The sequence below is a fragment of the Nitrobacter sp. TKz-YC02 genome (genome assembly GCF_049852135.1).
GTDB lineage: Bacteria > Pseudomonadota > Alphaproteobacteria > Rhizobiales > Xanthobacteraceae > Nitrobacter > Nitrobacter vulgaris.
In genome coordinates, this window is sequence record NZ_CP180728.1 from 3,725,257 (window position 1) to 3,742,298 (window position 17,042).

A 17,042-nucleotide genomic window follows, 5' to 3' on the forward strand; every position below is an offset into this window, starting at 1 on the left:
CCTGTCAATGCCGCCGGTGCGGTCGCCGTGCAGCCGCACCGACCCAACCCTAAGCCGCCACCCGACGCGCAGCGATGATCTGGTCGGCGGTCCGGCCGGTGACTTCGGCCATGCGATCGAACTCCCGGGTAAAACTGCCCGCTCCCGCCGTCGCCGACCTCAGTTCGACGATGAGATCGCCGATCTCGGCTTCCGGCATCATCGCTCGCACACAGTCCCAGCCGACCCAACTCTCGCGACTGTCGAAACCAAGAATCTGGCCGCGGCGTGCCGACAGGATAGCGTTGACCTTCGCGGTCGCGTCACTCGGGCAAACGATCTCGACCACATCAATCGGCTCCAGCAGCACCGGCTGGCATTTCGGCAAGGCTTCGGCTACCCCGATGCGGGCGGCGGTGCGGAACGCCTGATCCGAGGAGTCGACGCTATGGTAGGATCCATCGGTCAGCGTCACCTGCACGTCAACCACCGGAAAGCCAAGGGGACCGCGCGCGAATCCGTCCACCACGCCGTCTTCAACTGCGCCGATATAATTGCGCGGCACTGCGCCGCCGACAATTTTGTCGACAAAGACAAAGCCCGCGCCGCGTGCCAGGGGCTGAACCTCCAGCACCACATCGCCGAACTGGCCATGCCCTCCGGACTGCTTCTTATGGCGTCCCCGCTGGCTGACAGGCTTGCGGATCGTTTCCCGATAGCTGATCGCGGGCGGATGTGAATCCACATTGACCCCAAAGCGACCGTGCAACCGTTCGAGCGCAACGCGTAGATGCATCTCGCCTTGTCCCCACAGCACGGTATCGTGAGTCTGCGTATTGTGAACGACGGCGAGCGAGGGGTCTTCCTCGTTGAGCTTGATGAGAGCCTGTCCGAGCTTGACGTCGTCCTTGCGGTCGCGGGCGGCAAGCGCCCTTGCAAGCACAGGCGCGGACGGCGCGATGCTGACAAGTGAGGGCGGCGCGATCCGGGCGGTCGTTAACGTATCGCCGGTCTTGACGGCCTCGAGCTTGCCCAACGCCACCACCTCACCCGCGCACGCCGATGCGCGCTTGGTCTCCTGCGCGCCGGTTGCTGCGAGAATGCCGGAGATTTTTCCTGCTTCGCCTGACGACGCATGCACCGTCGCGGCATCGTCGAAGCGACCTGTCAGCACCCTCGCCAGCGACAGCTTGCCGCCGTGCTGGAGGTGCATGGTCTTGAACACGTAGGCCAGCGCCTCCTCGCTATCAGCCACGCCCATGCGCTTCGCCGTCTCGCTAATGCCAGGCGCTTCGTGGCGCAGCGCTTTCATCAACCGCAACACGCCGTTCTCGCGCGCAGCCGAGCCGAGCAATACAGGGCAAATCTGGCCATCGCGCAGCTCACGAGCGAGATCGTCGAACACTGCATCCCGCGGCGGCGCAATATCCTCGAGCAGTTGCTCCATCAGCGCGTCGTCGTGATCGGCGAGTGTCTCCAGCATCGAGAACCGCGCTTCCTTCTCGCGGTCGAGATCGCCGACGTCCAGTTGGACAACTTCGGAGGCCATATGCTCGCGGTAGACGAAGGCGCGCTCCAGCGCGAGATCGACAAATCCGGCGATCAAATCGCCGTTCCAGATCGGCATCTGCCGTAGCAACAGTGGAGTCCGCGACGCCGGCTGCAACATTGCCAAGGTTTGGCGAACGCCCTTGTTCGCCTTGTCGATCTTGTTGAGGAACAAGAAACGGGGAATGCCCAAATCTTCCAGTTCGCGCAGGATAATCTGCAACTGCGGCAACTTGCGCTCGTCCGCCTCGCACACGACCACCGCCGCATCGACCGCGGGAATTGCAGCGCGCATGTCGTGTGCGAATTCGATCGAACCCGGACAGTCGATAAAAGTATAGGCTTCGCCCATGAAGCTGGCGGTGGCCGGAGTGAGTCCGACTCCCATTTTGTGCTGGCGAGCTTCGTCGCTGGCGTCGCCGACGCTGGTTCCTTGATCGACGCTGCCTGCTTTGGGGATTGCGCCCGTTCGGGCAAGGATGGATTCGAGAAGTGTGGTTTTACCGCTCTGGAACGGGCCCACCAGCGCAATGCACCGGGGACCCGACGTTTGAGTGCCTTGAGGTCCCCCTTGGGGACTTCTGAGGTCTTGTCCCATTGCCGCCTCCTAGTCTGGAAGTCGGCCCATGATTGGGTCGGCGATAGCCGATGCTCCTCCCGCAGACGGAATTTGGCAAGCAGGAAAACGCGTCGGGATATCCGCGCCGACGGTTCAGCCAACGCGCAGCCTGGCTCAATGGGGCGAAACGCCGAACGGCGGCGGAAGCCTGTTAGCGGCCCGGACGCAATTCCAGCGCAGCGAGACCCGCCGCCACGTTGAGGCCGACCTGACCCTGCACGCTGAGCGGTTGCAGCGCGATCGAATTGGCGGAGCCGCCGATCAGAACGTTGCCGCCGAGACCAACGCCGACCGAAGCGCTGCCCTGTGCACCGGCGTAGTTACCCGAGAGATCGCCAGGCCCGAGCCGCGCCACTGGAGCGTAAACGCCCCAGGCCAGCGCCGATTCCTGGGTAATGCCGAGATCGACCCCAACCTTGCGGATCGTAGCCACATAACGATCTTCTGGCAGGCCGTCGGCGTGAAACACGCAGCCAAGATGGGTAACGGAGCCGACGACAAACCCAACACTCGCTCCGCCGCGGCATTCGAGAACGCCGACCTTGACAGGTTGCCGGGACTGCTGCGCAACGGCGTCCGCATACAACGCGATCAGCGCCGCCGCCGCGCCCGCCAGAGCTGGAAAACCGCGCATGGCAAAACTCCGGATGAATTTGGTGGTATGATGCAAAAACGGCCACTCTAATGAGTTGCGAAACGTGCTTTTTTATCGCACCTGCCTGCCGCTCACGAGACGCGCCCCGCCGTCATGAACGCCTCAACCATAAGCCATAAAAGTGAGGCCCGCTTTCGCGGGCCCCAACGGTCGTCCGATCCGATCAGTGATGATGGTGGTGATGATGGTGGTGGTGATGGTGCCGATGCCGCCTGTAGCGTGGCGCCGCACGCAGATCCACCGGGCGCAGATCAACATCGACGATGCCAGCCACGGCGCTAAGGCCGGTCTGGCCCTGCAGGCTCAGCGGCTGCAGCGAGATCGAATTGCCGGAACCGCCGGCCAGCAGGTTCGCGCCGATCCCAACTCCGACCGTCGCGTTAGCGCCGACCCCGCCGAAGTGACCGGCAAGTGCTCCGCGGCCCAGCCGGCCACCCGGCGCGTGGACCATCCATGCCAAACCGGTCTGCTGAGTGATGCCAAGGTCAAGACCAAAGCGCTGAATGCGCGCGATATATGGTTCAGGCGGCGCTCCGCTGTTGCTGCGGAAGACGCATTGCAGCTCGGTTGTCGAACCAACGACATAGCTCACGTTCTGGCCGCCCGCACATTCGAGGACACCGGCCTGGACGGTATTATATTGAGCATGGGCGCTCGCAACCGACGCAACGAGCGTCACGGCGGCCACGGCGAGAAGTCTCGGGAAGTTCATGGAATAATCTCCGCTTGGAATCGGGAAAGGGGGAAAAACGTGGAATCGGTAAAGGTGTGGGACATGATGGAATCGCCGTGTCCAAAACAAGGCAATCGCCACATTGCGGCATCAACATGCCGGTACGTTGCTAAAACTTAATGAACATCAGGACAAAGCCACTCCAGAGTTGGGCATTGCTGCCGCGAAGGCGATCAGCGCAGATTGCCACAGAAGTGCTGGATGCGCTTGCAGGCCTCTTCGAGATCCGCCGTTTTGGTCGCATAAGAGATACGGAAGGCCGGTCCTAAGCCGAACGCGGACCCCTGCACCACCGCAACTCCCTCGGCCTCCAGCAACTCGGTGACAAAATCCTCATCCGTCTCGAGCTTCCTGCCCGACGGCGTGGTCTTGCCGATGGCGCCGGCGCAGGACGGATAGACGTAGAACGCGCCTTCCGGCCGTGGGCAATCAATGCCGTTGGCCTGATTCAGCATCGCCACTACGAGGTCGCGGCGCTCCTTGAATATCTTGTTATTCGCTTCGATAAACCCTTGCGGGCCGCTCAGGGCTTCCACCGCCGCCCATTGCGAGACGGACGACGGGTTAGATGTCGATTGCGACTGGATCGTTGCCATAGCCTTGATCAGTTGCACGGGACCCCCGGCATAGCCAATACGCCAACCCGTCATACAGTAGGCCTTTGACACTCCGTTCACTGTGAGTGTGCGATCGAACAATTTTGGTTCGACCTGCGCAGGCGTGGTAAATTCGAACTCGTCATAGATCAGATGCTCGTACATATCGTCGGTCATCACCCAGACGTGCGGGTGCTTCACCAGCACATCGGTCAGCGCCTTCAATTCGGCGCGCGTGTAGGCCGCGCCGGTCGGGTTCGACGGCGAGTTGAGGATGATCCACTTGGTCTTCGGCGTGATCGCTCTTTCCAGCGCCTGGGGCTGCAACTTGAACCCGAACTCCGCCGTGCAAACCACGGGCACGGGCTCGCCTCCCGCCAACGCCACCATTTCGGGATAGCTGACCCAGTACGGCGCAGGGATGACGACCTCATCACCCGGATTGATGGTCGCCATCAGCGCGTTGTAAAGTACCTGCTTGCCGCCGGTGCCGACAATGATCTGGTTCGGCTTGTAGGTCAGCTCGTTCTCGCGTTGAAACTTGGCGATAATCGCCTGCTTCAGTTCGGGGATACCATCGACCGCTGTATACTTGGTCTTGCCCGCCTCGATGGCATGAACCGCGGCCAATTTGATATTGGCCGGTGTATCGAAATCCGGCTCACCCGCGCCGAGACCGATCACGTTCCGCCCCTCCGCTTTGAGCCGACGTGCTTTATCCGTGACCGCGATGGTCGCGGACGGCTTCACACGGTCGAGCGCAGTAGACAGGAACGACATCGTCATCTCCTAGCAAGCGTGGTCGGTCACCATTTCCACGCCATTTCAGTGATTGGGATCGCAAACACATTAGTGTGCGTTACGTTGCACCGCAAGAACAATGCTGACCGACGCACATCTGATAGGTTTCAGAGAACCTTAAATACCAACGATTAGTGTCCGCCGGACCTCCGCATCGGCGATTGGGACATGACCCGTTTTTGGCAAAAGATTCGAACCGGACAATGGCTGACCGCGGAGCGTCTGCAAGGCTACAGCATCATTTTGCTGGTTCTCTGCGCCATCGCGATCGTCGTGTGGGTCGCAGCGTCGGACGGGCTCATCGACCGGCGCGGCGAGCCGATCGGAACGGACTTCTCCAATGTCTACGCCGCTGGCGCCCTGGCTTGGCAGGGGTTGGCGCCTGACGCCTACGATCCCGGGCTGCAGCATGCCGCCGAACAGGCCATCTTCGGCGGCCGGCCGGTGCCCTTCTACGGATGGCACTATCCGCCGTTTTTCTTTGCCATCGCGATGGCCACCGCCGCCTTTCCTTACGGTTGGGGTCTGCTGTTGTGGCTGGTGACTAGTCTGTCAGGTTACCTCGTGACGGTCTGCGCCATCGTCCGGCGCCCCGGGACCTGGCTGCCGGCGCTGGCTTTTCCGGCCGTCTTCATCAATATCGGCCACGGACAAAACGCATTTTTCACCGCGACGCTTATCGGCGGCGCGCTGGTGTTACTCGATCGCCGGCCGTGGGTTTCAGGCATCCTGATCGGTCTGCTGATCTACAAGCCACAGTTTGGTGTGCTAATCCCCATTGCATTGCTTGCCGGCGGGCGCTGGACGACCTTTGCCGCGGCGGCTCTCACCGCATCGGCACTCGCGGTCGCCAGCTTCGCGATATCCGGCGTCGAGATCTGGCACGCCTTCGCGGTATCGACGACGTTTACGCGAACGGTGATCCTGGAACAGGGCGCCACCGGCTGGCACAAAATCCAATCGCTGTTTTCAGCGGTCAGGATGTGGGGTGGCGGAATCCATCTTGCCTATGCAGCTCAGGCAATGCTGGCCGCCGCGCTCGCAATCAGCATTGCATGGCTATGGCGCTCGCGAGCTTCGTATGATTTGAAAGCCGCCGCACTCTGCACCGCATCGCTGCTCGTCACGCCATATGTACTGGACTACGATCTCGTCGTTCTCGGCATTGCGATCGCGTTTCTCGCCCGTCACGGTCTGGCGCACGGTTTCATATCCTACGAACTTTCGCTGCTGGCGCTGGCGTGGATCATGCCGCTTCTTACACGCACCGTTGCCGACACGAGCGGTCTTCCCCTTGGCCTCATCGCGATGATGATGCTCTACGTCGTCATCCTGCGCCGGGCGGCGATGGAAACCGGCGTTATCTTCAGGAGTGATGTCCTTGCCAAGGCTTGACCGGATCCGCGACGAAATCGACGGCATGTTCGCGCAGAGCAGCATGGTGCGAAACCAAACGATCGCCGTGCTTCTCCCTTGCTACAATGAGGAAGTCACCATCGGTGGCGTGGTCCGCGGATTCCTTCGCGCGCTGCCCGGCGCCAGGGTCTACGTCTACGACAACAATTCCACTGACGGCACCTACGACGCAGCGCTCGCGGCCGGTGCCGTCGTTCGCCGTGAACTGCTGCAGGGCAAGGGAAATGTCGTCCGCCGCATGCTGGCGGATATCGACGCCGACATCTATGTTCTGGCGGATGGCGATGGCACTTATAAACCGGACGCCGCCGGCGCGCTGATCGAGGCGCTTGTCGTGCGCAACCTCGACATGATGATCGGAACCCGTAACGGCGACGACAAGGCTTTTCCGTCAGGCCATCGGTTTGGCAACCTCTTCTTCAATCGCGTCATGGCGCACATGTTTGGTGACGGCTTCACCGACATTCTCTCGGGTTATCGAGTTCTTTCCCGCCGCTTCGCCAAATCATTTCCGGTGTCGTCGGCAGGCTTTGAGATCGAGGTCGAGCTCTCGGTCCATGCCCTCGACCTGAAGATCGCGACCGGCGAAATGGCACTGCCTTACGGCACACGCCCCAATGGATCGACCAGCAAGCTGCGCACCTATCGCGATGGCCTGCGCATCCTGCTGATGCTTTTCAAGCTGTACAAGGAAACGCAACCGCTACGATTCTTCGGTGCTGCAGGCACCATGCTTCTGCTCGTTTGTCTTGGGCTCGGCATCCCACTCATCGCGACCTATCTGGAAACCGGCCTTGTGCCCCGAATACCAACTGCGGTACTCGCTGCAGCGATTGCCCAGCTCGGATTCCTCAGCCTGGCAATCGGACTCGTGCTCGATGCCGTCGCGCGAGGTCGCCGTGAAGCCAAACGGATGCGCTATCTCGATCTTGACGCAGTTGCAAACAAACCTTGATGCTAATCGGGTCGTTGATCGCGCAATAAAATCTCCCGCACGGATTTGCGGCAGTTCAATTTTACTTTCCAAACGGCAAGACCTTGCGGCGAGTGGCCTGCGACCACTATTGTTTCACTGCGTTGCAGGCGAGTGGGCCGGACGCTCCAGCGATCAGGCGAAGCTCCGTAATGTACAAGCTCTATTCGATGCAGCGCTCGGGAAACAGCTACAAGGTTCGCCTCGCGCTGACTTTCCTTGACGTGCCTTATCATGCCATCGAAATCGATATCCTGCGCGGCGAAAGCCGCACGCCGGATTTTCTCGCCAAGAACCCGAGCGGACAGGTACCGTTACTGGAGGTGGCAGAAGGGCGTTACCTTGCCGAGTCCAATGCCATCTTGTGGTATGTCACGATCGGAACCGCATTGGCTCCGAATTCACCGATCGAGCGCGCAGAAGCACTGCAGTGGATGTTCTTCGAACAGCACGCGCTGGAGCCCAACATTGGCGCCGCATATTTCTGGCTGTCGCTGGTCAAGGGAGGCCGCGAGCTGCAGACTCACGCGCTGGAAGACTGGATGGAGCGCGGCTATGCGGCCCTCCGGGTCATGGAAAACCATCTCAGAACCCATGACTTTTTCGCTGCCGGGCAACTCACCATCGCCGACATCGCACTTTATGCCTACACCCATGTCGCCGACCAATGCGACTTCGACCTCACGGCGTTCCCGTCAATCCGCGCCTGGTTACGGCGGGTTGAACAGCAACCCGGCTTTGTAACCATGGACGGCAGCGCGGCTTTCTCGGACGATGCCGCAGTCAGAATCGCAAGGGCTTGATCCGTGCGGCCGACATCGGGCTAAGAACCGGCTTTGATGTCGCAAGGCGGGAACCTCTTCGCCTCATTCAATTTGCCCCAATCCTGCCCGTGCTTGGTGAAAGATTGTCCAGGCTGGTGATTCGCCAGTGCTTGTGGAGATCCGACAATGATGCGGTCGCGAGGTTCGAGCGGATGGTTTGGAGGGCGCTTCGCACCCGTCGCGTCCTCGCGTCTGACCAATGCTGTTGCCGCCTCACTCGCAATCGCTGCTTTTGCAGTCGTCGTTTCGGTCGCCTTCGCGATGATGTCGGTCAAGGTTGCGATGGCTATGCCAATCGGGATCTGAACCGCACTCCTTGCAATGTGCATTGGTTTCTCACAATTTTGTGACGGCTAACCGTGTGACCATACGCTCGCCGCCAGGAGCGTTCGATGAAAAGACCAATGGTGCAGGTTACGGCCATTCTGGGCGCGGCCACTGTCCTCGCGGCTTACTTCGCCACCAACGCGCGCAGCGAAAGCAAATCGTTCCGGTCGTCAGCCGGACCGATCGAGGTCTCAACCATTGCCCGCGGCCTTGTCCATCCTTGGGGGCTCGCCTTGCTGCCGGACGGGCGGATACTGGTCACGGAGCGGCCCGGGCGCTTTCGCATCGTCAGCCGCGACGGTGATCTGTCGCCGCCGCTCAAGAACGTGCCCGAAGTGTGGGCCTCCGGTCAGGGCGGGCTGCTGGACGTTGTGCTGGACAAGTCGTTCGTGACCAACAAAACCCTCTATTTCTGTTTCGCAGAGCAGGCGGAAGGCGGCGGGCGAACCGCCGTTGCACGCGCCACATTGGGTGAGGATCGGCTTCAAGACGTCGAGGTCATATTCCGGCAGGAGGGACCGCTATCGTCGGGCAATCACTATGGCTGCCGCATCGCACAAGCTGACGACGGCAACCTTTTCGTGACGCTAGGCGAGCATTTCAACCATCGGGACGAGGCGCAAAATCTGGCGAACCACCTCGGCAAAGTGATCCGGATCGCGCCCGATGGCTCGGTGCCGGCGGACAATCCGTTCGTCGGCCGCGCAGACGCCAAGCCGGAAATCTGGAGCTACGGCCACCGTAACGAACAGGGGCTCGCCATCAATCCGGCGACTGGCGACCTTTGGGAGGTCGAGCACGGCCCTCGTGGCGGCGACGAGGTCAACATCATAGGCAAGGGTAAAAACTACGGCTGGCCGGTGATCGGCTACGGCATCGACTACAATGGCGCCAAAATCCATGCCAGCACCGCAAAGGAAGGCATGGAGCAGCCCGTGAAATATTGGGTGCCCTCAATCTCGCCATCCGGCATGGCCTTCTATACCGGCACGCTGTTTCCGCCGTGGAAAGGAAGCCTTTTCACCGGCGCGCTGTCGGGCAAGATGCTGGTGCGGCTCTCGCTCAGTGGCAATGAGGTGACTGGCGAGGAACGCCTGCTGGAAGACCTCAACGAGCGCATCCGCGACATACGCCAAGGGCCGGACGGCGCGTTGTGGCTTTTGACCGATAGCACTGCGGGACGCCTCTTGCGGGTGTCGCCGGCCGGGAAATGACTTCTAGATTTGACGCGCTTCTTCACGCGAACCGGATCCCACTTCGCTCGTAAACGCTCTAGCACCGCGATCGCCGCACCTCGCGTCACGGAGTCCTGAGCGCTGCGAGTAGCGCGAAGCCGAACAGCACGATGACACCGGCTATGAATCCGAACGCGAATGTCCGAAACCCGTGGGGCGACTTTTTCGCCTCCGCTTGCTCCCACAGCGGCGGCGCCGATAGCACACGCTCGCGCTCGATCATGCGGCGAGCGACATAATCCGTGACAGCTTTGACGATCGTGGCCGAGTCATGAGATTCCGCGAGCACAATCCGGCCATGCCGGGTATCCTGGACAAAACGGTACAAGCGCTTGTCGCGTCCCATCAGGACGTGGGCCACAATGTCGATCCAAAGCCGCGGTGTGTCTCCCTTGCTGAGGCCCCGATCGAATAGATCGATCTGATCCGGCACTTGCGCGAACAGCGGATCGAGCGCCTCGTTCAAGATCTCAAGCCGCGCCACTTCCGCGTCGCGCAGATCAACGACGACGCCGGTGCGATCCGCGGCCTCGATCCGAGCCTGCCACAGTGCCTCGCGCAGCCGCAGCGGCTTCGCCGTTTCCGCCATACTCCTTCCAATGTTCGATCCGTCCGACATCGGTAGCCTTTCCCGCAGATACTGCCGCCTTCTTAACCTGGCGGTAACCATGTAACTTAGCAGGCACTCCGTTTCTGGCAAAGGCCGTTTAGTTCCAAAGGCTTAGACGCGCAGCCCGCTAGCCGCCGCGATCCGCCTTCTGAACGAACAAACGGCCCTGCCCGATATGCCGGGCAGGGCCGTTGCTTCCTTGGACGCTTCTTCTTCTACGATAGATGCAACATCAGCTCGCCATGCGATTCGGCTCTTCCACGATTGAGAACCGCACGCCAGCGCGGTGACGGTTTTCCTCAGACACGACCCGCCAGGCGTCCTCCGCTTCCTTCCGCGTTTTGAACGGTCCTTGCACCTGAGCCGAGCCCTCCACCAGCTTGTGAAAGTTCATTGAACCAAATTCGCCGCCAATCACCCAGAAATTGCTGCCGGTCATGAGAACCTCCTTCTGTTCCGCCGCTTACTCAGCAGCCTGGACCTTGATCTGCGAACCTTGCGACTTGAACTGCGCGGTTTCGGTGGAGTCGTGAAGCGCAGTGGTCGACGACTGGCCTCCCGTGATCGTGGTCGAGACCAGATCGAAGTAGCCCGTGCCGACCTCGCGCTGATGGCGCGTCGCCGAATAGCCGAACTTCTCCGAGGCGAACTCGGCCTGCTGGAGACGGGAATATGCCGCCATGCCCTCGGCCTTGTAGCCGCGCGCCAGTTCGAACATGCCGTGGTTGAGCGAATGGAAGCCCGCCAACGTGACGAACTGAAACTTGTAGCCCATCGCTGCAATTTCCTTCTGGAACTTGGCAATGGTATCGTTGTCGAGGTTGGCTTCCCAGTTGAACGACGGCGAACAGTTGTAAGCCAGCATCTTGTTCGGATAGACCTTCCTGACCGCTTCCGCGAACTTGCGCGCGCCCTCCAGATCCGGCTTTGAGGTCTCCCACCACAGCAGGTCAGCGTATTTCGCAAACGACAGCCCGCGCTTGATGCAGTGATCGAGGCCAGTGCCAGGCTTCAGGCGATAGAAGCCTTCCGCCGTGCGTTCGCCGGTGATGAACTCGTGATCGCGCTCATCGATGTCTGAGGTGATGAGCTTCGCACTCTCCGCATCGGTGCGCGCCAACACGAAGGTCGGCACCCCGCAGACATCGGCGGCAAGCCGTGCCGCGATCAGATTGCGTTCATGCGCGGCGGTTGGGATCAGCACCTTGCCGCCCATGTGGCCGCACTTCTTCTCCGACGCGAGCTGGTCCTCGAAGTGAACGCCAGCCGCGCCCGCCTCGATATAGGCCTTCATAATCTCGAACGAGTTCAGCGGTCCGCCGAAGCCCGCTTCCGCGTCGGCCACAATCGGCACGAACCAGTCGATCTTGGCACCGCCTTCAGCATGCTCGATCTGGTCGGCGCGCTGGAAGGTTCGGTTGATGCGGCGGCAGAGTTCAGGACCGGCGTTGGCCGGATAAAGGCTCTGGTCCGGATACATCGCGCCCGCGGTATTGGCGTCGGCGGCGACCTGCCAGCCCGAGAGATAAATCGCGGGCAAACCGGCGCGCGCCTGCTGCATCGCCTGGTTGCCAGTGACGGCGCCGAGCGAATTCACATAAGGCATGTCGTTGAGCTGCTTCCACAGCCGGTTCGCGCCCTTCTCGGCCAGCGTGTACTTGATCTCCACCGAGCCGCGCAGCTTTTCGACGTCCGCCGGGCTGTAGGAACGGCTGATCCCCTCAAAACGACCGTTCGGGGCCGGAACGAGCTGCTCAAAGGTCTTGGCCATTTTTATCTCCAGCACCACATTTATGACATTGCACCGCAACTGCACTGCAACCATGGTTCATAGATAAACGCCAAACAGACCAACCCGTACAGATGGCTTGATCTCAATTGATGATGTCATGTAACATATCTACATGTCATAGGTGTTATTTTGTAATTATTGTCACAAACGAGCGTGAGGATGGTCACCGATCCCGGCAAAAAACTCTTCGTCGGCCCGCGATTCCGGCGCATCCGCCAACAGCTCGGGTTATCGCAGACCCAGCTCGCAGAGGGGCTCGGCATCTCGCCCAGCTACGTCAACCTGATCGAGCGCAACCAGCGACCCGTCACCGCGCAAATCCTTCTTCGCCTCGCGGAGACCTACGATCTCGACCTGCGCGACCTCGCCACCGCCGCCGAAGACCGCTTCTTCGCTGAGTTGAACGAGGTCTTTTCCGATCCGCTATTTCGCCAGATCAACATTCCCAAGCAGGAATTGCGAGATCTCGCGGAGCTGTGTCCCGGCGTGACCCACGCATTGCAGCGCCTCTATGCCGCCTATGCCGAGGCGCGGCGCGGCGAAACGCTGGCGGCGGCACAGTTCGCGGGGCGCGACGAAAGCATGGGAGGGCGCTTCGACGCGAACCCGATCGAGCAGGTTCGCGACCTGATCGAGGCCAATCGCAACTACTTCCCTGAGCTTGAACAAGCAGCAGAAACCCTGCGTGACGAGATCAACGTTCCCGCACAGGACTTGTTCGCGGCTTTGAGCACGCGGTTGCGTGAAAAGCATTCGATTCAGACCCGTATCATGCCGGTCGATGTCATGCGCGAGACGCTGCGCCGTTTCGACCGTCACCGCCGCCAGCTCCTGATCTCAGAACTGGTGGACGGCCCCGGCTGCGCTTTCCAGCTTGCGTTTCAGATTGCGCTTTCCGAATGCACGGCCGCTTTTGATACGATCATCGCCCGCGCCGGCGCGCTCGACGACACCTCGCGCCATCTCTACCGCATCACGCTCGCGAACTACTTCGCAGGCTGTGCGCTGATGCCCTATCAGCCCTTCCTTACCGCGGCGGAATCGCTCGGTTACGACATCCACGTGCTGGCGCAGCGCTTCAATACCGGCTTCGAGCAGGTGTGTCACCGCCTGACGACGCTGCAGCGGCCGAACGCGCGCGGCGTGCCGTTCTTCATGCTGCGCGTCGACAACGCCGGTAATGTCTCCAAGCGATTTTCATCCGGCACGTTCCCGTTCTCGAAGTTTGGCGGTACCTGTCCGCTGTGGAATGTCCACTCGACGTTCGACACGCCGGATCGCCTCTTGAAGCAGGTGATCGAGTTGCCGGATGGCAACCGCTACTTCTCGGTTGCGCAGATGGTGCGCCGGCCGGTCGCGCCGCATCCGCTGGCGCAACCACGCTTCGCTATCGGCCTGGGCTGCGAAATCCGCCACGCCGCAAGGCTTGTCTATGCTTCCGGGATGGATCTGGACAAGTCCGAGGGTACGCCGATCGGTATCAACTGCCGCCTCTGCGAGCGCGAGAACTGTGCTCAACGGGCCGAGCCCCCACTCACGCGGACCTTGATTTTGGATGAGAACACGCGACGCGTGACGAGCTTTGCATTTTCAAATGCGCGGGAGGTATGAGAATCCGATGTATGGACGGCACTCAGTTCCTCCGTCATTCCAGGTGCCGAGCAACAACAATCCAGCGTCAAATGGAGCGTAAGACGGATATAACGGAGATAATGGATTTCGGGTTCGTTCGTTACACGCGCCCGGAATAACGCAGATCAAAGGCTGCCTTTGCTATCGGCCACAGAGTTTGAGAACTCGAGCGCCGTTGCTCCACATTGTTTGGCTTCGCCGGGCTCGATACTCGCATTCAGAGCCGTCTCGTCGGTCAGCCGAATAAAGTGAATCTGATCCACGAGACACGCTACGCGGGCCGGGTCGGTGTCTGAGAATTCTGGTGAGCACACGTACCCCTTCACAAACACAAGATTGCTGACGGGCTTATGAAAACCGAGACAATATTTTCGGATGCCATCGGCGTTTACGTCAAACCTCACGCCGCGGAGTTCGCCAAGCCGCGTATTAAGTGCGTAGTATCCCGGCCTATAGGTGTGCCGTACCAATCGAAGGTCAGCAATATCTTCAAGATTTCGGATCAAGCTAATGGTCAACGGCTTGGCTTTGGTCTGTCTCACAATCGAGAAAGTGAGATTGGGCGAATTCAGCGGAAATGATCCGGCGCGGATCCAATCGTTTCGGCTGCCATCCTGGTGAACATAGGTTAGCGCATCAGTCTGTTGACCCGCGAAGGAAGTTTTCTCCAGTGAGAGCGCGGCCTTTTCGTTTTTAATTTTAATCCATGCCTCAGGCGTGCCTGCGCGTGACGATGTCGGATCAAGCTTTAAAAACAGGAACGCAAAAGCGACCCCCAGCAGAACCAAGACGCAACCGAGCGCTATGCGGCGCACAAGGGTCGGACGCAGTGGATCAGTTTTCCCATCGGAGACCACGGCATTTTTGCTCACGACAGGCTCCCTCAAACCGGAAGTTAGTTATCGGTTCACTGCTGAAATACGGTTCCGAAATTCCTTAAAGTTAGACGTAATCTGAACCAGCACTAATCCGAGAAGATTCGTTCAGGTCCTTTTTCGGAGTGGAAGCGATATCCTGCTGAGCGCGACTTCGACCAAAGTATGTTCAACGAGCAGCCCGGCGGCGATCGCGAAGATCGTTGCGGTGATGATTCGGCGAGGACCGAGAGGTTGCGGCTTGTGACGTGAGCCCCCATCTGCAAACAGCAGCGCATTCTGCTGTCTCACCATCGCGTTCGCACACCAGAACAGACAAAGGCATTCCATGTCATTTTACGATTCCGCCCCGCCAGCCTTCCTGCAAACGCTCGGCGCCCTCTCCGACATTCTCAGGAAAGCCGAAGGCTACGCCACCGCTCGGAAGATTGCGCCCGACACGCTGCTCGCCGCGCGGCTCTATCCAGACATGCTGCCGCTGACGCGCCAGATCCAGATCGCCTGCGATTTCGCCGTGAAGACCTGCGCGCGGCTGACCGGTTCAGAGGTACCGAGCACCCCGGATACCGAAAAGACCTTTGACGAGTTGCAGCAGCGGATCGCCCGGGCAACGGATTACGTCAAGAACGCAGCGCCCGGAAAATTCGAAGGCGCGGAAAGCCGCGATGTCACCTTCCCGGCAGGTCCCGACAAAACAATGACTCTGAAGGGCCAGCAATATCTCAGCCATTTCGCCTTGCCGAATTTCTATTTCCACGCGACGACCGCATACGACATCCTGCGTCACAACGGCGTCGAACTCGGCAAGCGAGATTTCTTGGGCGTAAAATAAGGCTTGAGGCGAGACTTATGGCCGTGCTTCCGCTTCCCTCGGGCGGCCGGCCTCCGTCCGCTCCGCGAACCAGGATTCAAGCGCCGCTATGTCAGCCGCCGACATGCGCAAGCCGAGCTTGGAGCGCCGCCAGATGATATCCTCCACGGTGCATGCCCATTCGTCGGAAATCAGATAGCAGACCTCGCGTTCAGTGAGCGTGGCTCCGAATTCCCGGCCGAGATCCGTCATCGTCTTCGCCACACCCAGCATCTTGGCCGCGCGGGTGCCATAGGCGAGCGCGAGACGTTTCGCGTGTCCTTCCGTTAGAAAAGGATAGTCGCGCAGCAGATTAGCCGTCAGCGCCGCGACTGCAGACACCTCCATGTCTCCGCCGGGCAGCGCCGCCTTCGCAGTCCAGCCCTCGCGCGCTTTTGTCCCTTTCAGATATGGCGACAGCTTTTCCAGCGCCTCTTCGGCCAGCCGGCGATAGGTCGTGATTTTGCCGCCGTAGACCGAAAGCAGCGGCGCCCCGCCGGGCGTATCGAGTTCAAAGGCGTATTCGCGGGTGGCGGCCTTGGCTTCGCTGGCGCCATCATCGTAAAGCGGCCGCACCCCGGCATAGGACCAGACCACATCCTGCGGCTTCACCGGCTTCGCCAGATACTCGCTGACCGACGCGCAGAGATAAGCAATTTCCTCGCTTGAGGCCTTTACCTTGGCGGGGTCCCCCTCATAGTCGCGATCCGTGGTGCCGATCAGGGTGAAGTCATCCCGATAGGGAATGGCGAACACGATTCGGCCGTCACTGTTCTGGAAGATGTAAGCCCGGTCGTGATCGTAGAGTTTCCTGACCACGATATGCGATCCTTGCACCAGCCGCACTCTCGCACGGGTGTCGACGCCCGCGCCCAATGTCAGCACCTGTTCGACCCAGGGGCCGCCCGCGTTGACCAGCATCCGCGCGGCGATCGTGCTGCGTTCGCGGCTTCGCGTATCCTCGACCGTGATACGCCAGAGGCCGTCGGACTGGTGGGTCTCGACGGCGCGCGTTCGGGTCCGGATATCCGCTCCGCGGTCGGCCGCATCGCGCGCGGTAAGGATAACAAGACGGGCATCGTCGACAACGCAGTCAGAATATTCGAAACCCTTGCGGTAGCGGCCGGGGCTCAGCGGCTTGCCGACACTGTCGCGCGCCAGATCGACCGAGCGCGTCGGCGGCAACAGCTTCCGGCCGCCGATATGGTCGTAAAGGAAAAGGCCGAGCCGCAGCAGCCATGCCGGCCTCAGGCCGGCGTGATGAGGCAGCACGAAGCGCACCGGATGAATGATGTGAGGCGCGATCCGCCAGAGAATTTCGCGTTCGATCAGCGCCTCGCGAACCAGATGAAACTCGTAATACTCCAGATATCGCAGCCCCCCGTGCACCAGCTTGGTCGACCACGACGACGTGCCGCTGGCAAGGTCGTTCATTTCACACAGGAAGACCGAGTTGCCCCGCCCAGCCGCGTCGCGCGCGATCCCGCACCCGTTGATGCCGCCGCCGATGATAGCGAGGTCGAAAACCTGACCCACGGACGCGCCCCCTCCATCACCTTAACGCGAGATGAGATCGT

Annotated in this window: 16 protein-coding genes; 6 read left to right on the forward strand and 10 right to left on the reverse strand. The window is 60.6% G+C overall.

The features are described from left to right. Positions 1-49: 49 nt before the first annotated feature. The 4 genes from ACM561_RS17920 to ACM561_RS17935 all read right to left on the reverse strand — a co-directional run bounded on the left by ACM561_RS17920 (position 50) and on the right by ACM561_RS17935 (position 4,910). A complete protein-coding gene (locus ACM561_RS17920; protein ID WP_425906874.1) occupies positions 50-2,125 on the reverse strand; it encodes an elongation factor G in 2,076 nt (691 codons plus the stop codon). 172 nt (positions 2,126-2,297) lie between these two features. Beyond that, complete coding sequence (locus ACM561_RS17925) at positions 2,298-2,780, reverse strand: DUF992 domain-containing protein (RefSeq protein ID WP_425906876.1); 483 nt, start codon at positions 2,778-2,780, stop codon at positions 2,298-2,300. Between the two features lie 184 nt (positions 2,781-2,964). Next, positions 2,965-3,513 carry a DUF992 domain-containing protein gene (locus tag ACM561_RS17930; protein ID WP_425906878.1) on the reverse strand — a complete coding sequence of 183 codons (549 nt, stop codon included), beginning with the start codon at positions 3,511-3,513 and terminating at the stop codon, positions 2,965-2,967. A 194-nt stretch (positions 3,514-3,707) separates the two neighbouring features. Next, the gene (locus tag ACM561_RS17935; RefSeq protein ID WP_425906879.1) at positions 3,708-4,910 is read right to left on the reverse strand and encodes a pyridoxal phosphate-dependent aminotransferase; all 1,203 of its coding nucleotides are present in this window, start codon (positions 4,908-4,910) and stop codon (positions 3,708-3,710) included. Between the two features lie 189 nt (positions 4,911-5,099). On the opposite strand from ACM561_RS17935, the gene ACM561_RS17940 reads away from it, so the two are divergent. The 3 genes from ACM561_RS17940 (at position 5,100) to ACM561_RS17950 (ending at position 8,123) form a co-directional block, all read left to right on the forward strand. Continuing rightward, on the forward strand, positions 5,100-6,326 hold the full coding sequence (locus ACM561_RS17940) for a glycosyltransferase family 87 protein (RefSeq protein WP_425906881.1): 1,227 nt from the start codon (positions 5,100-5,102) through the stop codon (positions 6,324-6,326). Further along, positions 6,307-7,302, forward strand: coding sequence for a glycosyltransferase (locus ACM561_RS17945; RefSeq protein ID WP_425906883.1), 996 nt, complete (start codon positions 6,307-6,309; stop codon positions 7,300-7,302). The genes ACM561_RS17940 and ACM561_RS17945 overlap by 20 nt, the downstream gene beginning before the upstream one ends. 170 nt (positions 7,303-7,472) lie before the next feature. After that, positions 7,473-8,123 carry a glutathione S-transferase family protein gene (locus tag ACM561_RS17950; protein ID WP_425906885.1) on the forward strand — a complete coding sequence of 217 codons (651 nt, stop codon included), beginning with the start codon at positions 7,473-7,475 and terminating at the stop codon, positions 8,121-8,123. Positions 8,124-8,143: 20 nt separating this feature from the next. On the opposite strand, the gene ACM561_RS17955 is transcribed toward ACM561_RS17950, so the two are convergent. Next, positions 8,144-8,419, reverse strand: a complete 276-nt coding sequence (locus ACM561_RS17955; protein ID WP_425906887.1) for a hypothetical protein — start codon at positions 8,417-8,419, stop codon at positions 8,144-8,146. A 117-nt stretch (positions 8,420-8,536) separates the two neighbouring features. Between ACM561_RS17955 and ACM561_RS17960 the strand changes: the two genes are divergently transcribed. Further along, a complete protein-coding gene (locus tag ACM561_RS17960; RefSeq protein WP_425906889.1) occupies positions 8,537-9,685 on the forward strand; it encodes a PQQ-dependent sugar dehydrogenase in 1,149 nt (382 codons plus the stop codon). 85 nt (positions 9,686-9,770) lie between these two features. On the opposite strand, the gene ACM561_RS17965 is transcribed toward ACM561_RS17960, so the two are convergent. From ACM561_RS17965 to aceA, 3 genes are all read right to left on the reverse strand, one after another. After that, positions 9,771-10,325: a hypothetical protein gene (locus tag ACM561_RS17965; protein WP_425906891.1), complete on the reverse strand. Its 555-nt coding sequence runs from the start codon at positions 10,323-10,325 to the stop codon at positions 9,771-9,773. Positions 10,326-10,548: 223 nt separating this feature from the next. After that, positions 10,549-10,755 carry a DUF4170 domain-containing protein gene (locus tag ACM561_RS17970; protein WP_011509641.1) on the reverse strand — a complete coding sequence of 69 codons (207 nt, stop codon included), beginning with the start codon at positions 10,753-10,755 and terminating at the stop codon, positions 10,549-10,551. 24 nt (positions 10,756-10,779) lie between these two features. Further along, complete coding sequence (aceA, locus tag ACM561_RS17975; RefSeq protein ID WP_425906892.1) at positions 10,780-12,087, reverse strand: isocitrate lyase; 1,308 nt, start codon at positions 12,085-12,087, stop codon at positions 10,780-10,782. A gap of 180 nt (positions 12,088-12,267) precedes the next feature. Between aceA and ACM561_RS17980 the strand changes: the two genes are divergently transcribed. Further along, entirely contained in the window at positions 12,268-13,719 is a 1,452-nt protein-coding gene (locus ACM561_RS17980) for a helix-turn-helix domain-containing protein (RefSeq protein ID WP_425906894.1), read from the forward strand. A gap of 146 nt (positions 13,720-13,865) precedes the next feature. Here the strand turns inward: ACM561_RS17980 and ACM561_RS17985 are convergent, their stop codons facing one another. Further along, positions 13,866-14,612 carry a hypothetical protein gene (locus ACM561_RS17985; RefSeq protein ID WP_425906895.1) on the reverse strand — a complete coding sequence of 249 codons (747 nt, stop codon included), beginning with the start codon at positions 14,610-14,612 and terminating at the stop codon, positions 13,866-13,868. A gap of 331 nt (positions 14,613-14,943) precedes the next feature. Between ACM561_RS17985 and ACM561_RS17990 the strand changes: the two genes are divergently transcribed. Further along, positions 14,944-15,447, forward strand: coding sequence for a DUF1993 domain-containing protein (locus ACM561_RS17990; RefSeq protein WP_425906896.1), 504 nt, complete (start codon positions 14,944-14,946; stop codon positions 15,445-15,447). Between the two features lie 15 nt (positions 15,448-15,462). Here the strand turns inward: ACM561_RS17990 and glpD are convergent, their stop codons facing one another. Then, positions 15,463-17,001, reverse strand: a complete 1,539-nt coding sequence (glpD, locus tag ACM561_RS17995; RefSeq protein ID WP_425906898.1) for a glycerol-3-phosphate dehydrogenase — start codon at positions 16,999-17,001, stop codon at positions 15,463-15,465. Between the last annotated feature and the right edge of the window lie 41 nt (positions 17,002-17,042).